We start from the raw sequence: 18,187 nt of genomic DNA, 5'->3' as shown, positions 1-18,187 counted from the left end.
GGGCTCTCGGGACTCCTTACGAAGTTGGGGGGATCACGCTCCGAAGGACAGCTCCGCGGGGGTGTCGCCGTCGAACGGCAGGACGAACCGGCGCGGCCAGGACAGCACGGTCTCCACCCAGCCCGCACTCATCGTCTGGGCCACGTATTTGACCCGTTCGCGCGGCTCCACCCCGATGGCGACCGTCGTCACGTCGCGCTGGATGCCCTCGTGCTCGTCGTCGCCCAGGATGACCCGCCAGGCCAGGGCCCGGTTGCGGTCCACCTCCATCGACAGCGGGTGGTGGCGCAGCGCCTTGGCGCGGTGGCCGAGCAGTTCGGTCCGCACGCCGACGGCGACCCCGCCCTCGGCCGGCTCGGCGCCGTTGACCCCCTGGTGCGGGTACGGGCGACCGGCGGGGTCGGTGCCGAACAGTGGATACTCCATCGCCGGGGCCGGGCTGCGCAGGTTGGGCGCCGGATGCCCGAACGGGAACAGCCGGTCCACCTCGTGCAGCCAGCGGACCTGCGGGATCACCCAGGCCGCGCCCGGCCGCTCACCCGCCCGCATCGGCGGCTCGCTCTCCCCGCCGTCCGCCTGGCCCGCCGCGAGCAGCCCGGCGGCGACCTCGGCGGCCTTCTCGGTGAGCAGCGCGGGATCGAACCACGTCCGCAGCGACCAGGCGCGGCGCGCGACCGACCGCTCGACCAGCGTGGCCAGCAGGCACTCGCGCCGCTTGGCCGGCAGCTCCGCCCAGATGTCGGCGAGCACGCGCGGCACGCCCGGCAGCGACCGGTTCGTCACGAACGCCAGGACGACCGTGTCGGTCCAGATCCGCAGCCACGCCCACTCGGGGGCGACCGCGAGCAGGTCGGCCTCGCGCAGCTCGACCAGCGTGCACGCCTTCCCCGTACGGCACTCGCGCCCGCAGGCGGCCGAACGCCGCCCGCAGATCGGCGGCACCGGGCCGAGCGTCTCGCGCTCGCGGTCCTCGCCCAGCGGCACCTGGACGCGCAGCGGGCGGTCCATGCCGTCGGCGAACACCGCGGCGAAGCCCGGCTGGAGGGACACCACCTGGCGCGACTGGTCCTCGCTCAGGTTCATCGCCGCGCCGACGAGCGCCCGGTCGTCCTCGGCCGGAAGCCGGTGCACGACCTTGAGCGCCGTGTTCTTCACCACGTCGGAGACGAGCTTGGTGGGGATCTGCTCGGCCACGATGATGCCCTCGCCGTATGCCCTGATCTCGGCGAGCATCCCGGCCAGCAGCTCGACGGCGTGGGTGGAGGCCCGCTGGGAGCCCCGGTCGCGCAGCAGCCGGTGGGCCTCCTCGATGACGATGACGTGCCGCAGGCCGCCCGCGCCGTCCTCGCCCCGCGGTTCGGAGCGGGCGCGCATCCGCAGGTGCTCCACGATGCGGATGATCAGCGTGCCCATGAGGAACGCCTTGTCCTCGTCGTTGGCCACGTCCTCGATCGCGAGCACGACGTTGCGCTGGAGCAGGCCGCCGATGTCGGCCGGGTGGCCGCCCTCGAAGAACCGGCCCGCGCTGCCGACGCGCAGGCTGCGCAGGCGCAGGCTGATGAAACCCTCGACGTCGGCCTGGACCTCGTTGCCGTACCCGATCTCCTGGATGACCTCCAGCGCGTGCTGCTGGAGCTGCTCCAGGGTGGGCACGGCCGGCTGCACGGCGGCCCCCGGGATGCCGCCTCCGGTGACCACGTCCCAGCCGTTGGCCTCGTAGACGCGCTGCAGCGCCAGCGACATGATCTGCGGGAACGGCTCCTCGGCGTCGAACGCCGCCATGAACAGCGCCCTCACCATGTCGATGTGGGCCTGCACGGGATAGCCGGGCTCGGGCGCGAGCGGGTTGACGCTGATCGGCACGTTGTCGGGCGCCGAGGGGTTGATGACGGTCAGCGGCGCGAGGTGCTCCACCCGGCCGGCCATCGCGGCGTACTCCGACTTGGCCGGCTCGATCGCCAGCCACGGGATGCCCGCCTTGGTGAGCTGCTCGAGCAGGTGACGCACGGTCTGCGACTTGCCAGAGCCGGTGGCGCCGGTGACGAAGGCGTGGCGGTTCAGCGTGGCCAGCGGCACCCGGAAGGTTCCGACGGCGCGGTCCTGCCCGTCGACGATCGCGCCGAGGTCGACGGTCTCCGCCGACCCATCGACCTCGGCCTCGCTCGTCACGTCGAAGAAGCCCGCGTCGAGCACCCGGACCCCCGGCACCTCGCGGCGCGGCAGCCCGGCGAGCGCGGCGAGCGCCCCGGCCGTCGCCGCGAACGGCGCCGCCGCGCCGTCGGCCGAGTCCTGCAGGTTGACGGCCAGCGCCTCGCCGAAGCCGTACACGGACTCGCAGGTGCCGTCGCCGGTCAGGGCGGGCAGCGACATCGCGCTGCGCAGCCGGTAGGGGTGGTGGCTCATCTCCACCGAGCCGACCAGCACCGGCGCGATCTGGCGCAGCTCGTCGGGGCCGGCCGCCCCGGCCAGCACCCGGACGTTCCACAGGCCCGCCTCGCGGAAGGCGTCCAGCTCCTGCATCCTGCGCTCGGCCCGCTCGGCGTCGAACCGCGACCGCTCCGAGGCGTCGCCATACTGGCGCAGCACGTTGAGCTGGGTGCGCAGGTGGGCCACCTCGGCGTCGAGCAGGTCGGTCGGCTCGGCGACCACCACCCACGCGAACGGCCGGGACATGAGCGTGACCAGCGTCGACTCGAACAGCGTGGGCCGCTTGGTCTCGTCGGGCTCCGGCTCGCGCCTGCCGTAGAGCGGCGGGGCCTGACGGCCGGGGCACGGCGTCCACACCAGGTCGGCGAGGTCGGCCAGCCACTCGTCGCCGATCTCCACGCCGCGTGCGCCGCCGGGGAACAGCAGCGGCTGCGGGCCGGTGACCGGCGGCTCCGGCGTGGTCGCCGCCCGCTTTGGCGGCTTGGGCGGTGTGAGCGGTCCCGCGTTGGTGATGAGCTCCAGCGGCGCACCCGAACCCCGCGACAGCCAGCCGATGACGAACGGCCGGTTGCGCTGCGCGGCGGACAGGACCGCGGGGAGCACCGTGACGAAGTCCCACTCCGCGGACGAACTACGCGATGGGGCGGTGATCGCCTGAATCCGGTACCACGGCCCGCTCAGGGGAAACGGCTGCATCAGACCCCTCAGGTGACGACGAACAGGGGAGAGACTCCTCGAACGATCACGCCCGCACACCCCGGTTGACGATGCCCTTACCGACAGCGGACGGTGTCATGGGCGCGTACGACGTTTCGGAGGCGGTCATGACCGCTTGCGCCAGTCGAGGCGGGGCGGCGGCGGGCCGAGGTTGGGCGGCACATCGGGCAGCACGGGCTCCTCCGGCTCCGGTTCGGGCTCCGGCTCGGACTCCGGGGGCGTGAGAGCGGCCCGCCGGATCTCCTCGAACTCCCCCAGCGTCGTCTTGGGGAAGGTGAGTATCGCCGGGTTCGCGTCCGCCAGGCGCACCTGGCGTCCCTCCGCCGTCGAATAGGTGACGATCACGGAGGTCGTCGGAAGCTGCTGGAGCTGGTGCGGCTCGACCAGGAACTCGCGTGACCGCTGCAGGACCCCGTCGACCACGGTGGGCGCGCGCCGCCCCCACTCGGTCGACTCGGTGATGTCCTCGCGCAGGTCGCCCTCGCTCTTGTCCTCCCCCTCCGTACGGCTCTCGCCGACGGTGGAGGTGTAGTAGCCGCTCGGGCCGTTGACCGCCGTGCTGAACGTCTCGGTGAGCTGGGCGAGCTCCAGGCGGTGCTCGGTGCCGACGTGCTCGCTGGCCACCCGGGCGTCCTCGGCGTTGCCCAGGCGCATGAACGCGACCGCCGCGTGTCCCCGGCCGAGCCGCTCCCGCACGGTCGGGGTGAGGCTGCGGTAGGTCAGCACGAGCCCGGTGCGCGAGGTCTCGCAGGCGTCCATGAGCCGGTCGAGCACGTCGCCGCGCAGCTTGTCCGCGCCCGCCACGATGATCGTGTGATACCAGGGCCGCTCGCTGGCCGGCGACTGGCGCAGGATGTGCGTGAGCGCGGTCGCGACGTACGTCCCGAGCACCCGGTTGCCGAAGACCCCCGCCTGCCGGTCCATGCTGACCACCCGCAGCCGCGCGGGCGGCAGCCGTACGGCCTGGGAGCCCAGCGTCTCCAGCTTGCGCAGCTGCGACTCCAGCGCCCAGGCCCGCTCGATGACCACCCGGTCGGCCACGCCCCGGCCGAACAGCGTGCCGATGCGTTCGAGCTGCGACGCCGTGAGCAGGCCGCCCTTCATGTCGTCGCGCGGGTCGCCCACCTGGGCCAGCGCCCGCAGGGCGGCGGTGACCTGGCTGATCGTCGCGTTCTCGCCCAGGACCTCCAGCACGCGCTCCAGGATCGCGTTGTCGAAGCCGATGTCCCTGCTGGTCTCCTCGCTGACGCTCACCACGTGGGCGAGCACGTCGGCGAACGCCTCGGGCTTGAGCGTCGCACCCAGGTCGAGCCGGGGCAGGTCCACCGGGAGCACCCAGACGAGCGGGTCGTCCCCGCCCCTGCGCGCCAGCTCGATCAGGTCCTTGGCGATCGCGCCCTCCGACAGGTCGAGCACGGTCAGGTGGCCGCCGCTGTAGAGCCGGGTCGCGCCGATCAGCGTGACCAGCGCCGACCAGCCGGTCAGCGTGCCCCCGGCCACGTCGACCCGGTCGATGTCGTCGGGCACCGCCACGGCATACCAGGTGATCTGCCGGTCGAAGCGGTTCTTCTTCTCGGCCCAGTCGCGGTATTTCGCGGCGTGCTCCTCCTGGGCCGTCACGATCTCCCGCTGGCGGCGCTCCTGCTCCCGCAGCGCCTTGCGGCGGCGCTCGTCGAGCCGCTCGTTGACCGCGCGGTCGCCCTGCCGGATGGCGTAGGTGCAGATGGCGGCCACACCGCCCGCGGCGACCAGGCCAAGCATCACGAACGACCAGGTGAGCAGGCCGGTCACGCCGAGGATCAGGATGCCCGCGGCCACGACGGCCATGAACGTACGGAAGATCTTGACCGGGCGGTTGAGCAGGTCCTTCTGCAGCCGCTCCCGGTGGACCCACTCGGTGTCCACGGGAGCCTCGGTGACGTCCTCCCTGGCCGGTCGCTTCGGCGGCGGCCCGGGATCGGGGTACAGCAGTGCGTACTGCCAGCCCAGGTAGATCCGATCCGCCTGCAACTGGGCATGCTCCGGGTGCGGGTCGCCCACGGGCCCTCCATGTCCGCCTCGGTCACAGCGTAGGAGCTGGAAGCCCTGTCAGGGCGCGCTTCTCGCCATTCGGACGTATTTCCGGCCGGGGGACCGAACCAATGCGACCAATGGGGCAACTGTGGTCGTACTACGATCGCTTGCCATGACGTCATCCCCCAATGGCGCCCGCCGACGACGCCCGGTCCTCGTCCCGGTCGCCTCCGCGCTGGCCGTGGTGGGCATCGGCGTCACCGCCGCGCTCGGCGGTTTCAAGGAGGCCCCGGAGAAGCCCCCGCCCACGGTCTCGCCCGGAGACGTGATCGACCAGGGGCGGTATCACACCCAGTTCATCAAGGCGATCGACACCACCGAGAAGGGCGACTTCGGCACCGACAAGCGCTACCTGGAGCTCGTCCTCAAGGTCACCAACATGGGCAAGGAGACCGCCTCGGTCGGCGTCATGCCGGACCCCGGGAAATACTCGCCGTTCGGCTCCTTCGCCGGCTCTCTCCTGCGGACCCGCCCCGAGATCAAGACCAAGTACGGCCCCGAGGTCTCCGTGCTCAGCCTCGGCGTCGAGAGCCACCAACTGCAGCCCGGGATCACCACCACGGTCGTGGTGAAGTACGAAATCGAGCCCACCGCGACCGCGCCCCCGGAGATCAGCCTCGACGTGGGCTCGTTCGTGTACGAGCAACTCGGGCTGATGAACCAGGGCTACGACTGGATGCTCGCGGGCGCGTACAAGGACGACAAAGGCCCCTTCGAGCCCGAGGTGGCCACGCGGATCACCCTTCCCGTACGGAAGGAGAGCAGCTGATGGCGGTCACCCAGGTGGAGAGCCGCACCGCGCGGCGCGCGGCGCGCAAGAAGCCGCCACGGCGCGGTGTGGGGCGGCGGATCGCCGCAGGAGCGGCCGGGATCGTGCTCGCGGCGGCGGCGGTCTACGCACAGCAGAACTTCTCGATGTCCTTCGAGCAGCGCACCTCCTATCTGACCTACAAAGGCCGGATCGGCGAGACGGTGGAGACCAAGCGCTTCACCGTCAAGGCCCTGTCGGTCACGGCCGCTCACGCCGTGGACACCACGGACTACTCCAACAAGGTGTCCAAGGTGGCCACGAGCAACCTGTTCCTCCTGATCGACGTCTCGGCGACGAGCGCGCGCGAGCCTTTCAAGCTGAGCAAGCTCAGTCCCCCCGTCCTCCTGACGGCGGACGGCCGGCGCTACCAGCCGACGGACAAGGTCAACGACGCACTGACGCTGTTCAACAAGTACATCCAGCCCGGGTTCTGGTCCAGCGGGCTGCTCGTCTTCGAAGTGCCAGAAGACGCGGTGCCGGGCGCCGACCTCGTCTTCATCCCTCCCGTAAGCCCGCTGGTGAGCGACAACTACGCGCCCGAGGCGCAGATCGACCTGGGGCTGTCCGGCGCCGCTGCCGGCCGGCTGATCTCACAGGCGGAGGACCACCACTCTCTCGTGAGCGAGAGCCGATGACCGAGACGCCCATGGACGGAACCCCGCCGAGGAACGGCCCGGACGCCCGCGACTGGTTCGCTCCTCCGGCCGAGCAGCCCTCCGACATCACCTACAGCGGCCCGCTTCCCGCGCCCATACCGACGGCTCCGCTCTCCGTGCCCATCCCCGGCACGCTGAAGCCACCGACGGACCTGCGTGTGTGGCCGCCTCTGGAGCCCGAAGGGGAGGACAGGTCCACGCAGCCCTTCCCCGCGCTGCGGACGAACCGGCAGCCGCCTCCCGCGGCGCTCGCGCCCGTTCCCCCATCCCCGGAGCCCCCCGCGGAGCCCCCCGCCGAAGTGCCCGCAGAGGAGCCCACAGCGCCCAAGCGGCGTACGGGCCTGCTCGTGGGGGGAACCGTGCTGTCCGTCGTGCTCGCCGCCGGCGCCCCGACGGTGTTCGGCTACCAGGCGTACAAGTACGGCCGCCCCGACGACACCGTCCAGGTCGTGCAGCCCGGCCAGGCGGCAGTCTGGCAGCACGTGTCGTGGCGGGCGACCGTGGAGAAGATCAAGGATCCCACCGGCAAGCCGGAGCGGTCCGACCGCCAGTGGCTGAAGGTCGTGGCGACCAGGACCGCGCTCGACGCCGAGGGCGCCATTCGTCACGGAGAGCCGGTAGAGGTCAGGTTCACCGACCGAGCCGGGCGCACGTGGCAGGTGGAGATGGTGAACAACGAGACGCCACCCGACGTCAAGGACAACAAGATCGGCACACCGTATCGGCTGGAGATGATGGGCGTGGTCCCGCCGTCCCTGACCGACGAAGTCGAGGTCGTCCTACGGCCGAGCACCTACCGGGACGTGCCCGATCAGTCCGCCGAAGACTTCGTGAAGGCCGCCTTCACCTCGCAGGAGAAGAACGATCATGTTCTTCGGTTCCGGCGGTGAGCCTGCGGCGGGTCGCGGCTAGGTCGAACGTGGCGGCGATCAGGCACATCGTCACCAGGGTCACGACCAGGTCCACGACGTAGACGACCGGCTCACCGGTCGCGAACCACAGGTACGGCTCCTCGCTCGCGGTGAGGTAGCGACCGGCCCTGAGGAGGTAGTCGCCGCCGACGTGCAGGCCGACGTAGCAGAGGGCGAACAGCCCGAACAGCGGGGCGCCCCCGCGCACCGTCAGGCGCAGGGAGTTGAGCAGCGGGATCCATCGAGCGGTCCAGCCGGCGCTCAGCTTCGCGAGGGCGAGACGCGTCCAGTTGTGGGTGCGCTCCAGGTGGACCGCCGCCTGCTCCAGGCGCGTCCCCCTGATCGTGGTCCGGGTGTCCTCCGCGTACGCGCCGTAGACCAGGATGCCGATCGTCAGCCACGTGAGCGGGATGGCGAGGGCGTCGATGACGTACGGCCAGACGCCGCCCAGCCACTCCGCGACCGGCTTCCACCCCGGGACGCTCTCCTCGGCGTTGGCCGCGAAGTCGTGCCAGGCGGCGATGGCGGACCGCTGACCGATCCAGTCGGAGCGCGCCCCCGCGGCGGCGGCGATCGCGTTGATCCCGAAGAACGCGAAAGCGAGTTCCCCGAACGTGGCGAGCACGCCGGAGAAGCGGCCTTCCCCCGCCTCGTGGCGGCGGCCGAAGTACCACTTGACCACGTAGGCGACGATCATCGTCGCCAGGGAGACCTTCGGATCGAGGTTGAGCAGCCCGGCCGCCACCCCGCTGTCGTCGCCGCTGCCGGCGTCGAGCACATACCGGTCCGGCTGCCGCATCATGTCGATGCCGGCGAACTCCCGGGCGTCGTCGGCGACGAAGCTCCATGTCGTGTAGATGCCGGCGAAGACGAGCGCGGTGCGGTTGAGCGCGTTGAACAGGCTCTCCTTGGCCTCGCCTCCCGCGCGCCGGGCCTGGGTCTCCTGCAGCGCCTCGCGGACGACGTACAGCATGCCGACGGTCGTGGCGAGGGACGTCATCACGACGAGCGTGAAGAGGAACATCGTCAGGACCAGCCTGGCCTGATACCACGAGCCGTGCGAGACGGTCGCGGCCAGCAGGAGCAGCGCCCACCGCACCAGCCGTCCGGCGGAGAACCAGAGGATCAACGGCAGGGCGCATTTGGCGAGGATCCGCAGGGCGTTCAGCGGCAACGCGTACGGTGACAGCGTCCAGGAGGGGCGAGGGGCGGCAAGTGCGGACGTTCCGGACACCTGCCGCATGCTATCGGCTCTCGCTCCTCCCTACGGAGCGATGAGCTCGACTGTGGGGAAGTAGGTCCGATATCGGGTGGTGTCGCGGGTGAGTAGCCGGTATTTCCGCACCGCCGCGTGCGCGCCGATCAAGAAGTCGGGCAGCGGTGACCTCTTCTCACCCCCGCGCTTGCGATAGGCGAGAAATGCCTTGCCCGCGAGGAAAGCCGCCTCGAAGGGCACGTCCTCACGCTCGTAGTCCTCGGGCGGCAACGCCTCGTCGAGGCTCTCGATGCTCGCGAAGCCGACCGACACCTCGGAGTACACGACCGGATTGAGGATCAGCCGTCCTTCGTCCAGCGTCCGAGCCAAGGCGTCGGCGGACCAGGCCCCCCATTTGGGGTCGTCGGTGGCGACGTCGAGCAGAACGCAGGAATCCACGAGGGTGGCCTGCTCGCGGACGACACGCAGAGTGCTACTCGTCACGCAGCAGTCCCATGATCTCGTCAGTGGTCATGGACGTCGTCGCACTGCCACGAAGTCGCTGCGCGGCCCGCCGGCCGCGCGTGCTGCTGCTCTCCCGGCGCACGATCCGCAGGGTGTTGCCCACTTCGATCACGTCGACCTCGTCGCCGGGGTGCAGGCCGTACTTCTCGCGGATCTCGGCGGGAATGGTCACCTGTCCCTTGCTGTTCAGTCGCATCGCGCTCGTCCCCATCACGTATTACAAGTAGCACGTAATACTAGCCGCCCACAGGAAAACGCAGAAGGCCGGTGCGTTCGCGGGAACGCACCGGCCTTCTGTGAAGCGGTGGATCAGACGGCGACCGAGAGCTGGGCGACCTCGCCGAGCTTGGCCTCGACGGGGACGTCCTTAGTGACGCCACCGCCGGCGATGATGCGGACGGTCCACTGGCCCGGCGCGGCGAAGAAGCGGAAGATGCCCTCGTCGGAGACGACGACCTCACCGGTGAACTCGCCGCTGTGGTCCAGCAGGCGGGCGTACGCCGTGCCGGCGCCGGAGACGACGCCCTGGATCACGGCCTGGTTGGACAGGTCGATGCCGGCCGGCAGCGCGACGGTCTGCTCAGGAGCAGCGCAACCCTGCGTGGTCATCAGCGGGCCTCCCCCAGCTCGATCGGCACGCCCACGAGCGAGCCGTACTCGGTCCACGAACCGTCGTAGTTCTTGACGTTGGGCTGGTCGAGCAGCTCGTGCAGCACGAACCAGGTGTGCGCGGAGCGCTCGCCGATGCGGCAGTAGGCGATGGTGTCCTTGGAGAGGTCCACGCCGGCGCCCGAGTAGAGCTCGCGGAGCTCGTCGTCGGAGCGGAAGGTGCCGTCGTCGTTGGCCGCCTTCGACCACGGGATGTTGCGGGCGGTGGGCACGTGGCCGCCGCGCTGCGCCTGCTCCTGCGGCAGGTGGGCCGGGGCGAGCAGCTTGCCGGTGAACTCGTCGGGCGAGCGGACGTCGACCAGGTTCTGCTTGCCGATCGCGGCGACGACGTCGTCGCGGAAGGCGCGGATGTCGTTGTCGGGCTCCTGGGCCGCGTACTGCGTGGCCGGGCGCTCGACGACGTCCGTGACCAGCTCGCGGGACTCCAGCTCCCACTTCTTGCGGCCACCGTCGAGCAGCTTGACGTTCGCGTGGCCGTAGACCTTGAAGTACCAGTAGGCGTAGGCGGCGAACCAGTTGTTGTTGCCGCCGTACAGGACGACGGTGTCGTCGTTGGCGATGCCGCGCGACGACAGCAGCGCCTCGAAGCCGGCCTTGTCGACGAAGTCGCGGCGGACCGGGTCCTGCAGGTCGGTCCTCCAGTCGATCTTCACGGCACCGCGGATGTGACCCTTGTCGTAGGCGCTGGTGTCCTCGTCGACCTCGACGAGCACGACACCCGGAGAGTCGAGGTTGGCCTCGACCCAGTCGGCGTCCACCAGAACGGCGGAGCGGCTCATTGGATTCTCCCAGGTTGTAGACGGCGAATAAGCAGGTACATTTCGCAGCCCAGGCAGAAGCCGAACGCTGCGTTGAGAAAGGCGGCCAGCAGTGCCGCTGCTGTCGCACCCAAGGCCAGTGCGGTGATCCCCGTCACGAATCCGATCAGTCCCACCACCGCGAACCCCAGCCCGACGGCCTGCGCGAACCGCGGCGGCGCCGCGTCCTCCGTCTCGGCCGGCGGGCCCAGCCTCGGCCGCACGAACCGGCGGAAGACCAGCCCGTACGGCGACGCGTCAGCGGCGCCGAGCGCGAAGACGACCGCCTGCGCGGCGAGCAACCAGGGATTCTGAGTGACCAGTACGACCGCGAGGACCACACTTGTCACCGCCGCGCCGAAACGCGGGCCACGAGGGTCGATCTGCATCGTGGGGATGCTCCTGAAGGATTCTTTGGACGCGGCACGAAGCCGCAGGAATCACCCTCAGGCCATGCGACAGAGCGATGTCGCGACGCGGCAGAAGTCCACCGCGCGCCGCTTCGTGAGCAGCTCTGTCGTGGGAGTCATGACCACGACAGTACCTTCCGTCTCGGCATCTGTCACACCTTGTCCGATGGTTGAGACGGACCGTGAGACGCGCCGTCCACGGCGGCGCCGAGCGCGGCGATGACATCGGCCTTGCGCGGCAGGCCGGACGCCCTCTTCACCACGTTGCCCGCCGCGTCGAGGACGAGCACGGTCGGGGTGCGCAACACGTCGAAACGCCTGACCAGATCGAGGCGCGACTCCGCGTCGATCTCCACGTGCCGGACGCCGGGGACCATGCCGGCCACCTCGTCCAGGACCCGCCTGGTCGCGCGGCAGGGCTGGCAGAACGCGGTCGAGAACTGCACCAGCGTGGCGCGCTCACCAAGGTCGGCGCCGAGATCACCACGCGTCACGAGGGCGTGTTCCACGACCCGCATCCTTCCGTCGCGCCGTCTCAGGAGCAGCCCGAAGACCACGCCCAGAACGAGCGTGGCCACGAGGGTCGCGATCCCTGCCATCACCGTCTGCAACCCTACGCCCGGTGCGGTCGATTCCCGCGCCGGATCACGGCCAGGTCACAGCCTGGCGGTCGCCAGGACGCGACCGGCGGAGTCGGCGAGCTCGATCCGGTCGATCTGGCCGGGGCGCAGCGCCGTCGAGCCTTCGAGGACCATCTTCTGACCGCGGAATTCGCCCCTGCCCACGGTCCAACTGCCGAGGGTCGAGACCGCGCCGTCCTTGGCGACCGCGCGCAACGTCAAGACCGTGCCCGCCGGGACGCCGGCGACCCTGGCGACGACCTGTGTCCCGCCGTCGTGAGGCACGAGCCGCACGACGATCCGTACGTCGCCGCTGCTTCCGCGCGCCTCGGACGGCACGGGCGACGCGGTGACGGGCGCTTCGGCGCGCGACGGCTCGACCTTCCTCGCCACGGCCCCGCCGGACGCCGTGGCCGAGGGCATGGACGAGGACATGGGCGCGGGCGACTCCTGGGCGGCGAAGGGCTCCACGAGCGCCTGCGCCGACTGATCCTGCGCCGGCTGATCCTGGGCAGCCTCGTCCGGGGCCGCGTGCCCTTTGGCCATCTCTCCCTGACTCGCCCGGCTCGCCTGGGCCGGGGCCGCCGCCGTGGACTCCGCCCCCCTCTGCGCCGCCGACACCCACGCCGTGCCTCCTACGGCCGCGACGACGACGGACGCGGCGAGCGCCAGCAGCACGCGGGACCGGCGTCCGCGCCGCGCGGGCGCCGCAACCACGGCCACGGTCTCGGGCACAGGCGCGGGCTCGCTCGCCGCCGCACCCGCGAAGACGCCGTCGAGCACGGCGCGCGGCGGCGCGGCGGCGCGCTCGATGTCCTCGGCCGACACGCGGGCCAGCAGCGGCGGCAGCCCGGACAGCTCGGACAGCTCCGCCCGGCAGGCGGCGCAGGTGTCCAGGTGGGCCTCGACCTCGGCGGTCTCCTCGGCGTCGAGCGCCCCCAGCACGTACGAGCCGAGCGAGATCCGCACCTCCTCGCAGGTCATGGTGCAAGCCCCCGTTCCTCCAGGGCGAGCTTCAGCGCCCGGAGGGCGTAGTAGGTCCGCGACTTCACCGTTCCCGGCGGGATGCCGAGGATCTCCGACGCCTCCTTCACCGATCTCCCCCGGTAGTACGTCTCAAGAAGCACCTCGCGGTGCTCCGCCCTGAGCGAGGCCAGCGCCTCCGCCACCCCCCACGACTCGACGGCGCGTTCCAGCTCGTCGTCGGCGGGCAGCACGGCGAGCGCCTCGTCTCCCGTCTCCGGCGGCCTGGACTTGCGGGCCCGGTGCTGATCGACGACGAGATTGCGGGCGACGGTGAACAGCCATGCGCGGACAGGGCGTCCCTGGAGCCCGGAGGGATGCCGCCAGGCCCGAAGCAGCGTCTCCTGCACCACGTCCTCCGCCCTGCCCGGATCACCGGTCAACCGCAGCACGTAGCCGTACAGCGGCCCTCCGTGATCCTCCCAAAGTGCGCGTATGAGCTCCTCGTCGGCGGTTCCGGCTGGACTCACACCCTCATCACGTACGCCGGGACGCGACGGTTCGGCGGTGTGACCATCGTCACGCGGGACCTCATCGGAGGGGGACATCGGACGCGGTGCCCTGGACCGCGAGCCCTTCGCTCGTCGACTTCACGCGGGTGATCCTGAGGTTGAGCGGCAGGTTCTTCACCGGCACGGTGAACGAGATGAGCCGCTCGGGGTTCGGCACGGGGATGCCGCCGGCGATCTTCACGTTCGTGGGCGTGAGCCGTATCGCGCCCTGGACCACCTGGATCTTCATGTCGGCGGTGATCGGCACCTGGTTTCCGAGCACGGGCACGTTGCCGGAGACGCGGAGCTCGTCGTCGCCCGTACCTTCGACCTTGATGCCGCGCGGCGCGCGGGCCGACAGTGTCTGCCTGGAGATGACCACGGTCCCGGTCACGCGGTCGGCCCTGATGTCGGTGGTCGCGGCGTTCTGGATCAGGTCGGAGAGCGGGGCGGTCACACCGTACAAGGTGGCGTCGATGCGCTCGAGCTGGACGCCCTCCCGCTCCACCTTCCCGATGCCGATGCTGATCTCCTCGTATCGGCCCGAGATGGCCTGGGTGAGGAACGGCACGCCCTTGACCTGCACCGAGGGGGCCTCCGCGAGGTCGTACTTGGCCTCGATCTGGCGGGCGATCTCACGCTGCACCCCGACCACGGCGACCCGGTCGAGCACGACGAGCACGATGGCCAGCAGGGCCACGGCCACGACCAACTTGCGCATCCGACCCCTCCGAAGGCGCCTTTGCGATCAGAGTAGTGCGTCATCCCCCGGCGAAGGGGGGTAAAACCTCGACCACGCCACCTTCCGGAAGGTCGATCGTCGCCGGATCGCGCGTGCCGACGGGCGCGCCGTCGACGAGGAAGGAGCACCGGCGCAGCACGCGCTCGACGGCCGGGTTCCGCGAGATCCCCGCGAGCAGGTCTCCCAGCGTCTCGGCGTCGAACGGCTCCTCCGGCACGCCGGCGGCCTCCTTGGCCGCCGCCCAGTAACGGATGGTTCCCCTGGCCATGACGTGCCGCTCCCCTCACTTTCGCATCACCCTGCGGAAGCTCTCCGTCACCGTCACGTTACGGCGGTAAACCACGTGACGTGTTGTTCACACGGGTGACGCACATTGGACGCAAACTTCGTGTGGGCTACCCTACGAATTAATGGACTCGGGCGATGTGGCCCCCGGGTCCTTACGTGTTTGTACGGCTGTCGCGGTTTCCAGTGCTGCAAACGGCGCCGAGCCGACATGGTGCGAGGAGGCTCATGTGAGCAATCTGCTCCTGCTGACCAACGCTCTGGAGCCGTCGGCGGAGGTGCTCCCGGCACTCGGACTGCTGCTGCACTCGGTGCGGGTCGCGCCCGCCGAGGCCTCCGCGCTGATCGACACGCCCCCGGCGGACGCCATCCTGGTGGACGCGCGCCGCGAGCTCGTGCAGGCCAAGAGCCTGTGCCGGCTGATGCGCACGACCGGCGTCACCTGTCCGCTGATGGTGATCGTGACCGAGGGCGGCCTCGCGGCGATGACGGCGGAGTGGGGTGCGGACGATGTGATCCTCGACACCGCGGGGCCGGCGGAGGTCGAGGCCCGGCTGCGGATGGCGGTAGGACGGCTGTCGCTGGCCGCCGCCGACGAGGTCCCCGACGAGATCCGCAGCGGCGACCTGTCGATCGACGAGGCGACGTACACGGCCCGGTTGCGCGGGCGCGCGCTTGACCTGACCTTCAAGGAGTTCGAGCTGCTGAAGTACCTCGCCCAGCACCCGGGCCGGGTCTTCACCCGCGCCCAGCTGCTGCAGGAGGTCTGGGGCTACGACTACTTCGGCGGCACCCGCACCGTGGACGTGCACGTACGGCGCCTGCGGGCCAAGCTCGGCGCCGAGTACGAGGCGCTCATCGGAACGGTCCGCAACGTCGGCTACCGCTTCGTCCCCGACCGCGGCGAGCAGAACGAGGCAGAACCCGCCAGACGCTGACGGCCCGCCCCTGAAGGGGGACGGGCCGCCGCTGTTTTTGCGATTACCGCGCGATCACCGGATGAGGTTGATCCGGCCGGTGGCCGGCGGGGCGATCGGCGAGTGCGCGCCCATGTAGGCCACGAACGCGTCGATGTCCAGCGGGCCGCTCCACAGGTCCGCGCCCTGGGTGAAGACGGTGAAGCCGTCGCCGCCGCCGACGAGGAAGTTGTTGGCGGCCACCCTGATCTGCTGGGTGTCGGTCACCGCGGTGCCGTTGATCTTGATGTCGGAGACCCGCGAGCCCACCGGCTTCGTCGTGTCGAAGGTGTAGGTCAGCGACGAGGACGGCTGCAGGATCCGCTGGGTGATGCCGCCCGTCGCCGGGTCGACCGTCCAGATCTGCTGCTCCAGCAGCGCCTTGAGCTGGGCCCCGGTGAGCGTGACGACCTGCATGAGGTTGTTGAACGGCTGCACCTGGAAGGCCTCGCCGTACGTCACGACGCCGTCGCCCTCGGAGCCGCTCTGCGCGTAGCTCAGGTCGGTGCGGACGCCGCCCGGGTTCATCAGCGCGATCTCCGCGTTGCCGCCGTCCTTGGTCGCCTCGAGCTGCGCGTCGGCGATGAGGTCGCCCAGCGGGGTCTCCCCCACGTTGCTGCCACGGCCGATGTTGGCCGTGATCGTGCCGATCTGCTTGTTGGCGACGGTCGAGACCCGCTCCTGCCAGGTCTTGATGTACGCCTCGGTGTCGGCGTCCGGGGTGACGGTGCGGGTCACCACGTTGTTCTTGGCGACGACGCTGGAGCGGATGACGTCCTTCGTCTTACGGTCGATCCGGAAGTCGATCTGGGTGATCGCACGGCCGAACGACGAGCCCTGGGTGTAGACGCGGTCCTGACCGGCCGGGTCCTTCACCTTGCAGACGTACGCCTGGTGGCTGTGGCCGCTGATGACCAGGTCGATCTGCGGGTCGAGGCCGGTGGCGATCCGCGAGCCGTTGCCGGGGACGACCGGGCACGAGCTGGGGTCCTGGTTCGGGGTGATGTTGTCGCCCTCGTGGACCAGCACGACCTGCGCCTTGACCCCGCGCTTGGCGAGGTTCTTCGACACCTTGTTGGCCGCCGCGACCTCCTCCGTGAACTTCAGGCCCTTGATGCCGGCGGCGGTGACGATGTTCGGGGTGGTCTGGGTCACCAGGCCGATGAAGCCGATGTCCACCCCGTGGATCTTCTTGACGAAGTAGGGCGGCAGGGCGTAGTCGCCGTTGCTCTCCTTGAGCACGTTCGCCCCGAGGTAGTCGAACTTCGTGCCCTTCCACTCGCCGGCCGGGGAACAGCCGTCGACCGGGTGGCAGCCGCCGTTCATGATGCGGTTGAGCTCGTCGATGCCCTCGTCGAACTCGTGGTTGCCGGCCGAGGAGGTCGTGAGGCCGAGCTTGTCGAGCAGGGCGACGGTCGGCTCGTCGTGGTAGGCGGCCGACAGCAGCGGCGACGCGCCGATGAGGTCGCCCGCGGCCACCAGGAGGGTGTTGGGGTCGCGCAGCTGCTTGAGGTGGGCGGCCAGGTAGGACGCGCCGCCCGCGATCGAGTACTTCGCGCCGGCGATGCCGGTGAGCGAGCCGTCGGTGTCGGTGTTCGCGCCGTTCGGGTCGAGGATCCGGGAGCTGGACCCGGTCGGGGGCTCCAGGTTGCCGTGGAGGTCGTTGATGGTCAGCAACCGGATGGGAACGGAGGGACCGGGCTTGTCAGGCTTGGGGGGGTTCGGAGGCTTGGGACCGGGAGATGCGGCTGCCGTGCCCATCGTGAGGGCCGCGGCGCCGACCATTGCGGCGCCGGCGATGGCCAGTCGCGTCAGGGATGCTCGGGTCATGACCTCCGACAGTAGAGCCGGGATCTAAGCGGGAAATGGCGCAAAGATAACGATTCAGGGGGTGAACCCATGGCGTCTATTGCCGAAGCCCGGTAGGGAGATCGCCGGGCCTTCACCTATCGTGCCAGACATGGACGTACGCGTGGAGATCACGGAACGGCTCGACGACGAGCAGGTGGCGGCGGTGCTCGCCCTGGTGGAGGCGGCCGCCGAGGCCGATGGTGTCGGTCCGGTCAACGAGCACGTGATGCTTCAGGTGCGCCACGGCGCCGAGCCGGGCGCGAGAGCCGTGCTGCTGTACGAGGACGGGAACGTCGCGGGCTTCGCCCACCTGGATCCTGCGGACCCGGTCGAGGGGCCGAGCGGCGAGCTCGTGGTGCATCCCGCCTTCCGCCGGCGCGGCCTGGGCCGGCGGCTGCTGGGCGAGGCGCTGGAGGCGAGCGGGGGCAGGCTGCGCCTGTGGGCGCACGGCGACCTGCCCGGCGCCGCCAGTCTCGCCGCGAGCGCGGGCCTGGCCCGGGTGCGTTCCCTGTGGCAGATGCGCCGCCCGCTGTCCGAGCCCCTGCCCGCCGCCGCCCTCCCCCAGGGCGTACGGCTGCGCACGTTCGAGCCCGGACGCGACGAGAAGGCGTGGCTGGCGCTCAACGCGCTGGCCTTCGCCACCCACCCCGAGCAGGGCTCCTGGACGCCTGCCGACCTCGAACTGCGGGAGCGGGAGCCGTGGTTCGACCCCGCCGGCTTCTTCCTCGCCGTACGGGGAGACACGCTGGCGGGCTTCCACTGGACCAAGGTGCACGGCGGCGACGAGCCGATCGGGGAGGTCTACGTGGTGGGAGTCGCGCCCGGCGAGCGCGGCACGGGCCTCGGCCGGGCGCTGACGCTCGCGGGGCTCGAACACCTGCGCGCGCTCGGCCTCGCCCAGGTCATGCTCTACGTGGACGAGGAGAACACCGCGGCTGTCCGGCTGTACGAGGCGCTCGGGTTCACCCGATGGAAGACCGACGTGATGTACCGGCGCTGAACGCCGACGGGCCGGTCCCCTTCGGGGG

The 18,187-nt window shown here is 70.6% G+C and carries 19 protein-coding genes; 5 read left to right on the top strand and 14 right to left on the bottom strand.

All coding sequences use genetic code 11. The features are described from left to right. Positions 1–33: 33 nt before the first annotated feature. Both BXA11_RS24910 and BXA11_RS24905 read right to left on the bottom strand, forming a co-directional pair. Complete coding sequence (locus tag BXA11_RS24910; RefSeq protein WP_076438362.1) at positions 34–3,123, bottom strand: ATP-binding protein; 3,090 nt, start codon at positions 3,121–3,123, stop codon at positions 34–36. A gap of 126 nt (positions 3,124–3,249) precedes the next feature. Further along, positions 3,250–5,184, bottom strand: a complete 1,935-nt coding sequence (locus BXA11_RS24905) for a hypothetical protein (protein WP_076438359.1) — start codon at positions 5,182–5,184, stop codon at positions 3,250–3,252. Positions 5,185–5,329: 145 nt separating this feature from the next. Here BXA11_RS24905 and BXA11_RS24900 point away from each other — a divergent pair, with 145 nt between their 5' ends. Genes BXA11_RS24900 through BXA11_RS24890 form a run of 3 tightly spaced genes read left to right on the top strand, consistent with a single transcriptional unit; the run spans position 5,330 to position 7,574 of the window. Next, a complete protein-coding gene (locus tag BXA11_RS24900; protein ID WP_076438357.1) occupies positions 5,330–5,986 on the top strand; it encodes a hypothetical protein in 657 nt (218 codons plus the stop codon). Next, positions 5,986–6,663: a DUF4352 domain-containing protein gene (locus tag BXA11_RS24895; RefSeq protein WP_076438355.1), complete on the top strand. Its 678-nt coding sequence runs from the start codon at positions 5,986–5,988 to the stop codon at positions 6,661–6,663. The genes BXA11_RS24900 and BXA11_RS24895 overlap by 1 nt, the downstream gene beginning before the upstream one ends. Next, positions 6,660–7,574, top strand: a complete 915-nt coding sequence (locus BXA11_RS24890; protein WP_076438352.1) for a hypothetical protein — start codon at positions 6,660–6,662, stop codon at positions 7,572–7,574. The genes BXA11_RS24895 and BXA11_RS24890 overlap by 4 nt, the downstream gene beginning before the upstream one ends. Here the strand turns inward: BXA11_RS24890 and BXA11_RS24885 are convergent. The 11 genes from BXA11_RS24885 to BXA11_RS24835 form a co-directional block, all read right to left on the bottom strand. Next, positions 7,528–8,829, bottom strand: a complete 1,302-nt coding sequence (locus tag BXA11_RS24885) for a hypothetical protein (protein ID WP_143734503.1) — start codon at positions 8,827–8,829, stop codon at positions 7,528–7,530. The genes BXA11_RS24890 and BXA11_RS24885 overlap by 47 nt on opposite strands. Before the next feature lie 30 nt (positions 8,830–8,859). Next, the gene (locus BXA11_RS24880) at positions 8,860–9,294 is read right to left on the bottom strand and encodes a type II toxin-antitoxin system VapC family toxin (protein ID WP_076438347.1); all 435 of its coding nucleotides are present in this window, start codon (positions 9,292–9,294) and stop codon (positions 8,860–8,862) included. Continuing rightward, positions 9,284–9,511, bottom strand: a complete 228-nt coding sequence (locus BXA11_RS24875) for an AbrB/MazE/SpoVT family DNA-binding domain-containing protein (protein WP_030510410.1) — start codon at positions 9,509–9,511, stop codon at positions 9,284–9,286. The genes BXA11_RS24880 and BXA11_RS24875 overlap by 11 nt, the downstream gene beginning before the upstream one ends. A gap of 113 nt (positions 9,512–9,624) precedes the next feature. After that, positions 9,625–9,924: a DUF1416 domain-containing protein gene (locus BXA11_RS24870; RefSeq protein ID WP_030510411.1), complete on the bottom strand. Its 300-nt coding sequence runs from the start codon at positions 9,922–9,924 to the stop codon at positions 9,625–9,627. Then, the gene (locus tag BXA11_RS24865) at positions 9,924–10,763 is read right to left on the bottom strand and encodes a sulfurtransferase (RefSeq protein WP_076438343.1); all 840 of its coding nucleotides are present in this window, start codon (positions 10,761–10,763) and stop codon (positions 9,924–9,926) included. Before BXA11_RS24865 ends, BXA11_RS24870 begins: the two co-directional genes overlap by 1 nt. Further along, entirely contained in the window at positions 10,760–11,170 is a 411-nt protein-coding gene (locus BXA11_RS24860) for a DUF4395 domain-containing protein (protein WP_076438341.1), read from the bottom strand. Before BXA11_RS24860 ends, BXA11_RS24865 begins: the two co-directional genes overlap by 4 nt. Positions 11,171–11,343: 173 nt before the next feature. Then, a complete protein-coding gene (locus tag BXA11_RS24855; RefSeq protein ID WP_231514065.1) occupies positions 11,344–11,709 on the bottom strand; it encodes a TlpA family protein disulfide reductase in 366 nt (121 codons plus the stop codon). Between the two features lie 138 nt (positions 11,710–11,847). Next, positions 11,848–12,795 (bottom strand): anti-sigma factor family protein, encoded by a 948-nt coding sequence (locus BXA11_RS24850; protein WP_076438339.1) that lies wholly within the window; start codon positions 12,793–12,795, stop codon positions 11,848–11,850. Then, positions 12,792–13,304 carry a sigma-70 family RNA polymerase sigma factor gene (locus BXA11_RS24845; RefSeq protein ID WP_030510416.1) on the bottom strand — a complete coding sequence of 171 codons (513 nt, stop codon included), beginning with the start codon at positions 13,302–13,304 and terminating at the stop codon, positions 12,792–12,794. Before BXA11_RS24845 ends, BXA11_RS24850 begins: the two co-directional genes overlap by 4 nt. Before the next feature lie 61 nt (positions 13,305–13,365). Continuing rightward, positions 13,366–14,046, bottom strand: coding sequence for an LmeA family phospholipid-binding protein (locus BXA11_RS24840; protein ID WP_030510417.1), 681 nt, complete (start codon positions 14,044–14,046; stop codon positions 13,366–13,368). A 40-nt stretch (positions 14,047–14,086) separates the two neighbouring features. Continuing rightward, positions 14,087–14,335, bottom strand: a complete 249-nt coding sequence (locus BXA11_RS24835) for a MoaD/ThiS family protein (RefSeq protein WP_030510418.1) — start codon at positions 14,333–14,335, stop codon at positions 14,087–14,089. 247 nt (positions 14,336–14,582) lie between these two features. On the opposite strand from BXA11_RS24835, the gene BXA11_RS24830 reads away from it, so the two are divergent. Beyond that, on the top strand, positions 14,583–15,290 hold the full coding sequence (locus tag BXA11_RS24830) for a winged helix-turn-helix transcriptional regulator (protein ID WP_030510419.1): 708 nt from the start codon (positions 14,583–14,585) through the stop codon (positions 15,288–15,290). Positions 15,291–15,344: 54 nt separating this feature from the next. Here BXA11_RS24830 and BXA11_RS24825 read toward each other — a convergent pair whose 3' ends face one another. After that, complete coding sequence (locus BXA11_RS24825; RefSeq protein WP_076438336.1) at positions 15,345–17,138, bottom strand: bifunctional metallophosphatase/5'-nucleotidase; 1,794 nt, start codon at positions 17,136–17,138, stop codon at positions 15,345–15,347. Between the two features lie 130 nt (positions 17,139–17,268). Between BXA11_RS24825 and mshD the strand changes: the two genes are divergently transcribed. Then, the gene (gene mshD, locus BXA11_RS24820) at positions 17,269–18,159 is read left to right on the top strand and encodes a mycothiol synthase (RefSeq protein WP_076438333.1); all 891 of its coding nucleotides are present in this window, start codon (positions 17,269–17,271) and stop codon (positions 18,157–18,159) included. The last annotated feature ends 28 nt before the right edge of the window (positions 18,160–18,187 follow it).

This window comes from Microbispora rosea (genome assembly GCF_900156315.1).
In the GTDB taxonomy this organism is placed as follows: Bacteria; Actinomycetota; Actinomycetes; order Streptosporangiales; family Streptosporangiaceae; genus Microbispora; species Microbispora rosea.
This window is presented reverse-complemented; position numbering and strand designations above follow the sequence as displayed.

Coding starts and splice junctions, on each gene's coding strand:
- BXA11_RS24910 (WP_076438362.1), bottom strand. CDS start 3,123: ATGCAGCCGTTTCCCCTGAGCGGGCCGTGGTACCGGATTCAGGCGATC.
- BXA11_RS24900 (WP_076438357.1), top strand. CDS start 5,330: ATGACGTCATCCCCCAATGGCGCCCGCCGACGACGCCCGGTCCTCGTC.
- BXA11_RS24895 (WP_076438355.1), top strand. CDS start 5,986: ATGGCGGTCACCCAGGTGGAGAGCCGCACCGCGCGGCGCGCGGCGCGC.
- BXA11_RS24890 (WP_076438352.1), top strand. CDS start 6,660: ATGACCGAGACGCCCATGGACGGAACCCCGCCGAGGAACGGCCCGGAC.
- BXA11_RS24875 (WP_030510410.1), bottom strand. CDS start 9,511: ATGCGACTGAACAGCAAGGGACAGGTGACCATTCCCGCCGAGATCCGC.
- BXA11_RS24870 (WP_030510411.1), bottom strand. CDS start 9,924: ATGACCACGCAGGGTTGCGCTGCTCCTGAGCAGACCGTCGCGCTGCCG.
- BXA11_RS24865 (WP_076438343.1), bottom strand. CDS start 10,763: ATGAGCCGCTCCGCCGTTCTGGTGGACGCCGACTGGGTCGAGGCCAAC.
- BXA11_RS24860 (WP_076438341.1), bottom strand. CDS start 11,170: ATGCAGATCGACCCTCGTGGCCCGCGTTTCGGCGCGGCGGTGACAAGT.
- BXA11_RS24855 (WP_231514065.1), bottom strand. CDS start 11,709: ATGCGGGTCGTGGAACACGCCCTCGTGACGCGTGGTGATCTCGGCGCC.
- BXA11_RS24850 (WP_076438339.1), bottom strand. CDS start 12,795: ATGACCTGCGAGGAGGTGCGGATCTCGCTCGGCTCGTACGTGCTGGGG.
- BXA11_RS24840 (WP_030510417.1), bottom strand. CDS start 14,046: ATGCGCAAGTTGGTCGTGGCCGTGGCCCTGCTGGCCATCGTGCTCGTC.
- BXA11_RS24835 (WP_030510418.1), bottom strand. CDS start 14,335: ATGGCCAGGGGAACCATCCGTTACTGGGCGGCGGCCAAGGAGGCCGCC.
- BXA11_RS24825 (WP_076438336.1), bottom strand. CDS start 17,138: ATGACCCGAGCATCCCTGACGCGACTGGCCATCGCCGGCGCCGCAATG.
- mshD (WP_076438333.1), top strand. CDS start 17,269: ATGGACGTACGCGTGGAGATCACGGAACGGCTCGACGACGAGCAGGTG.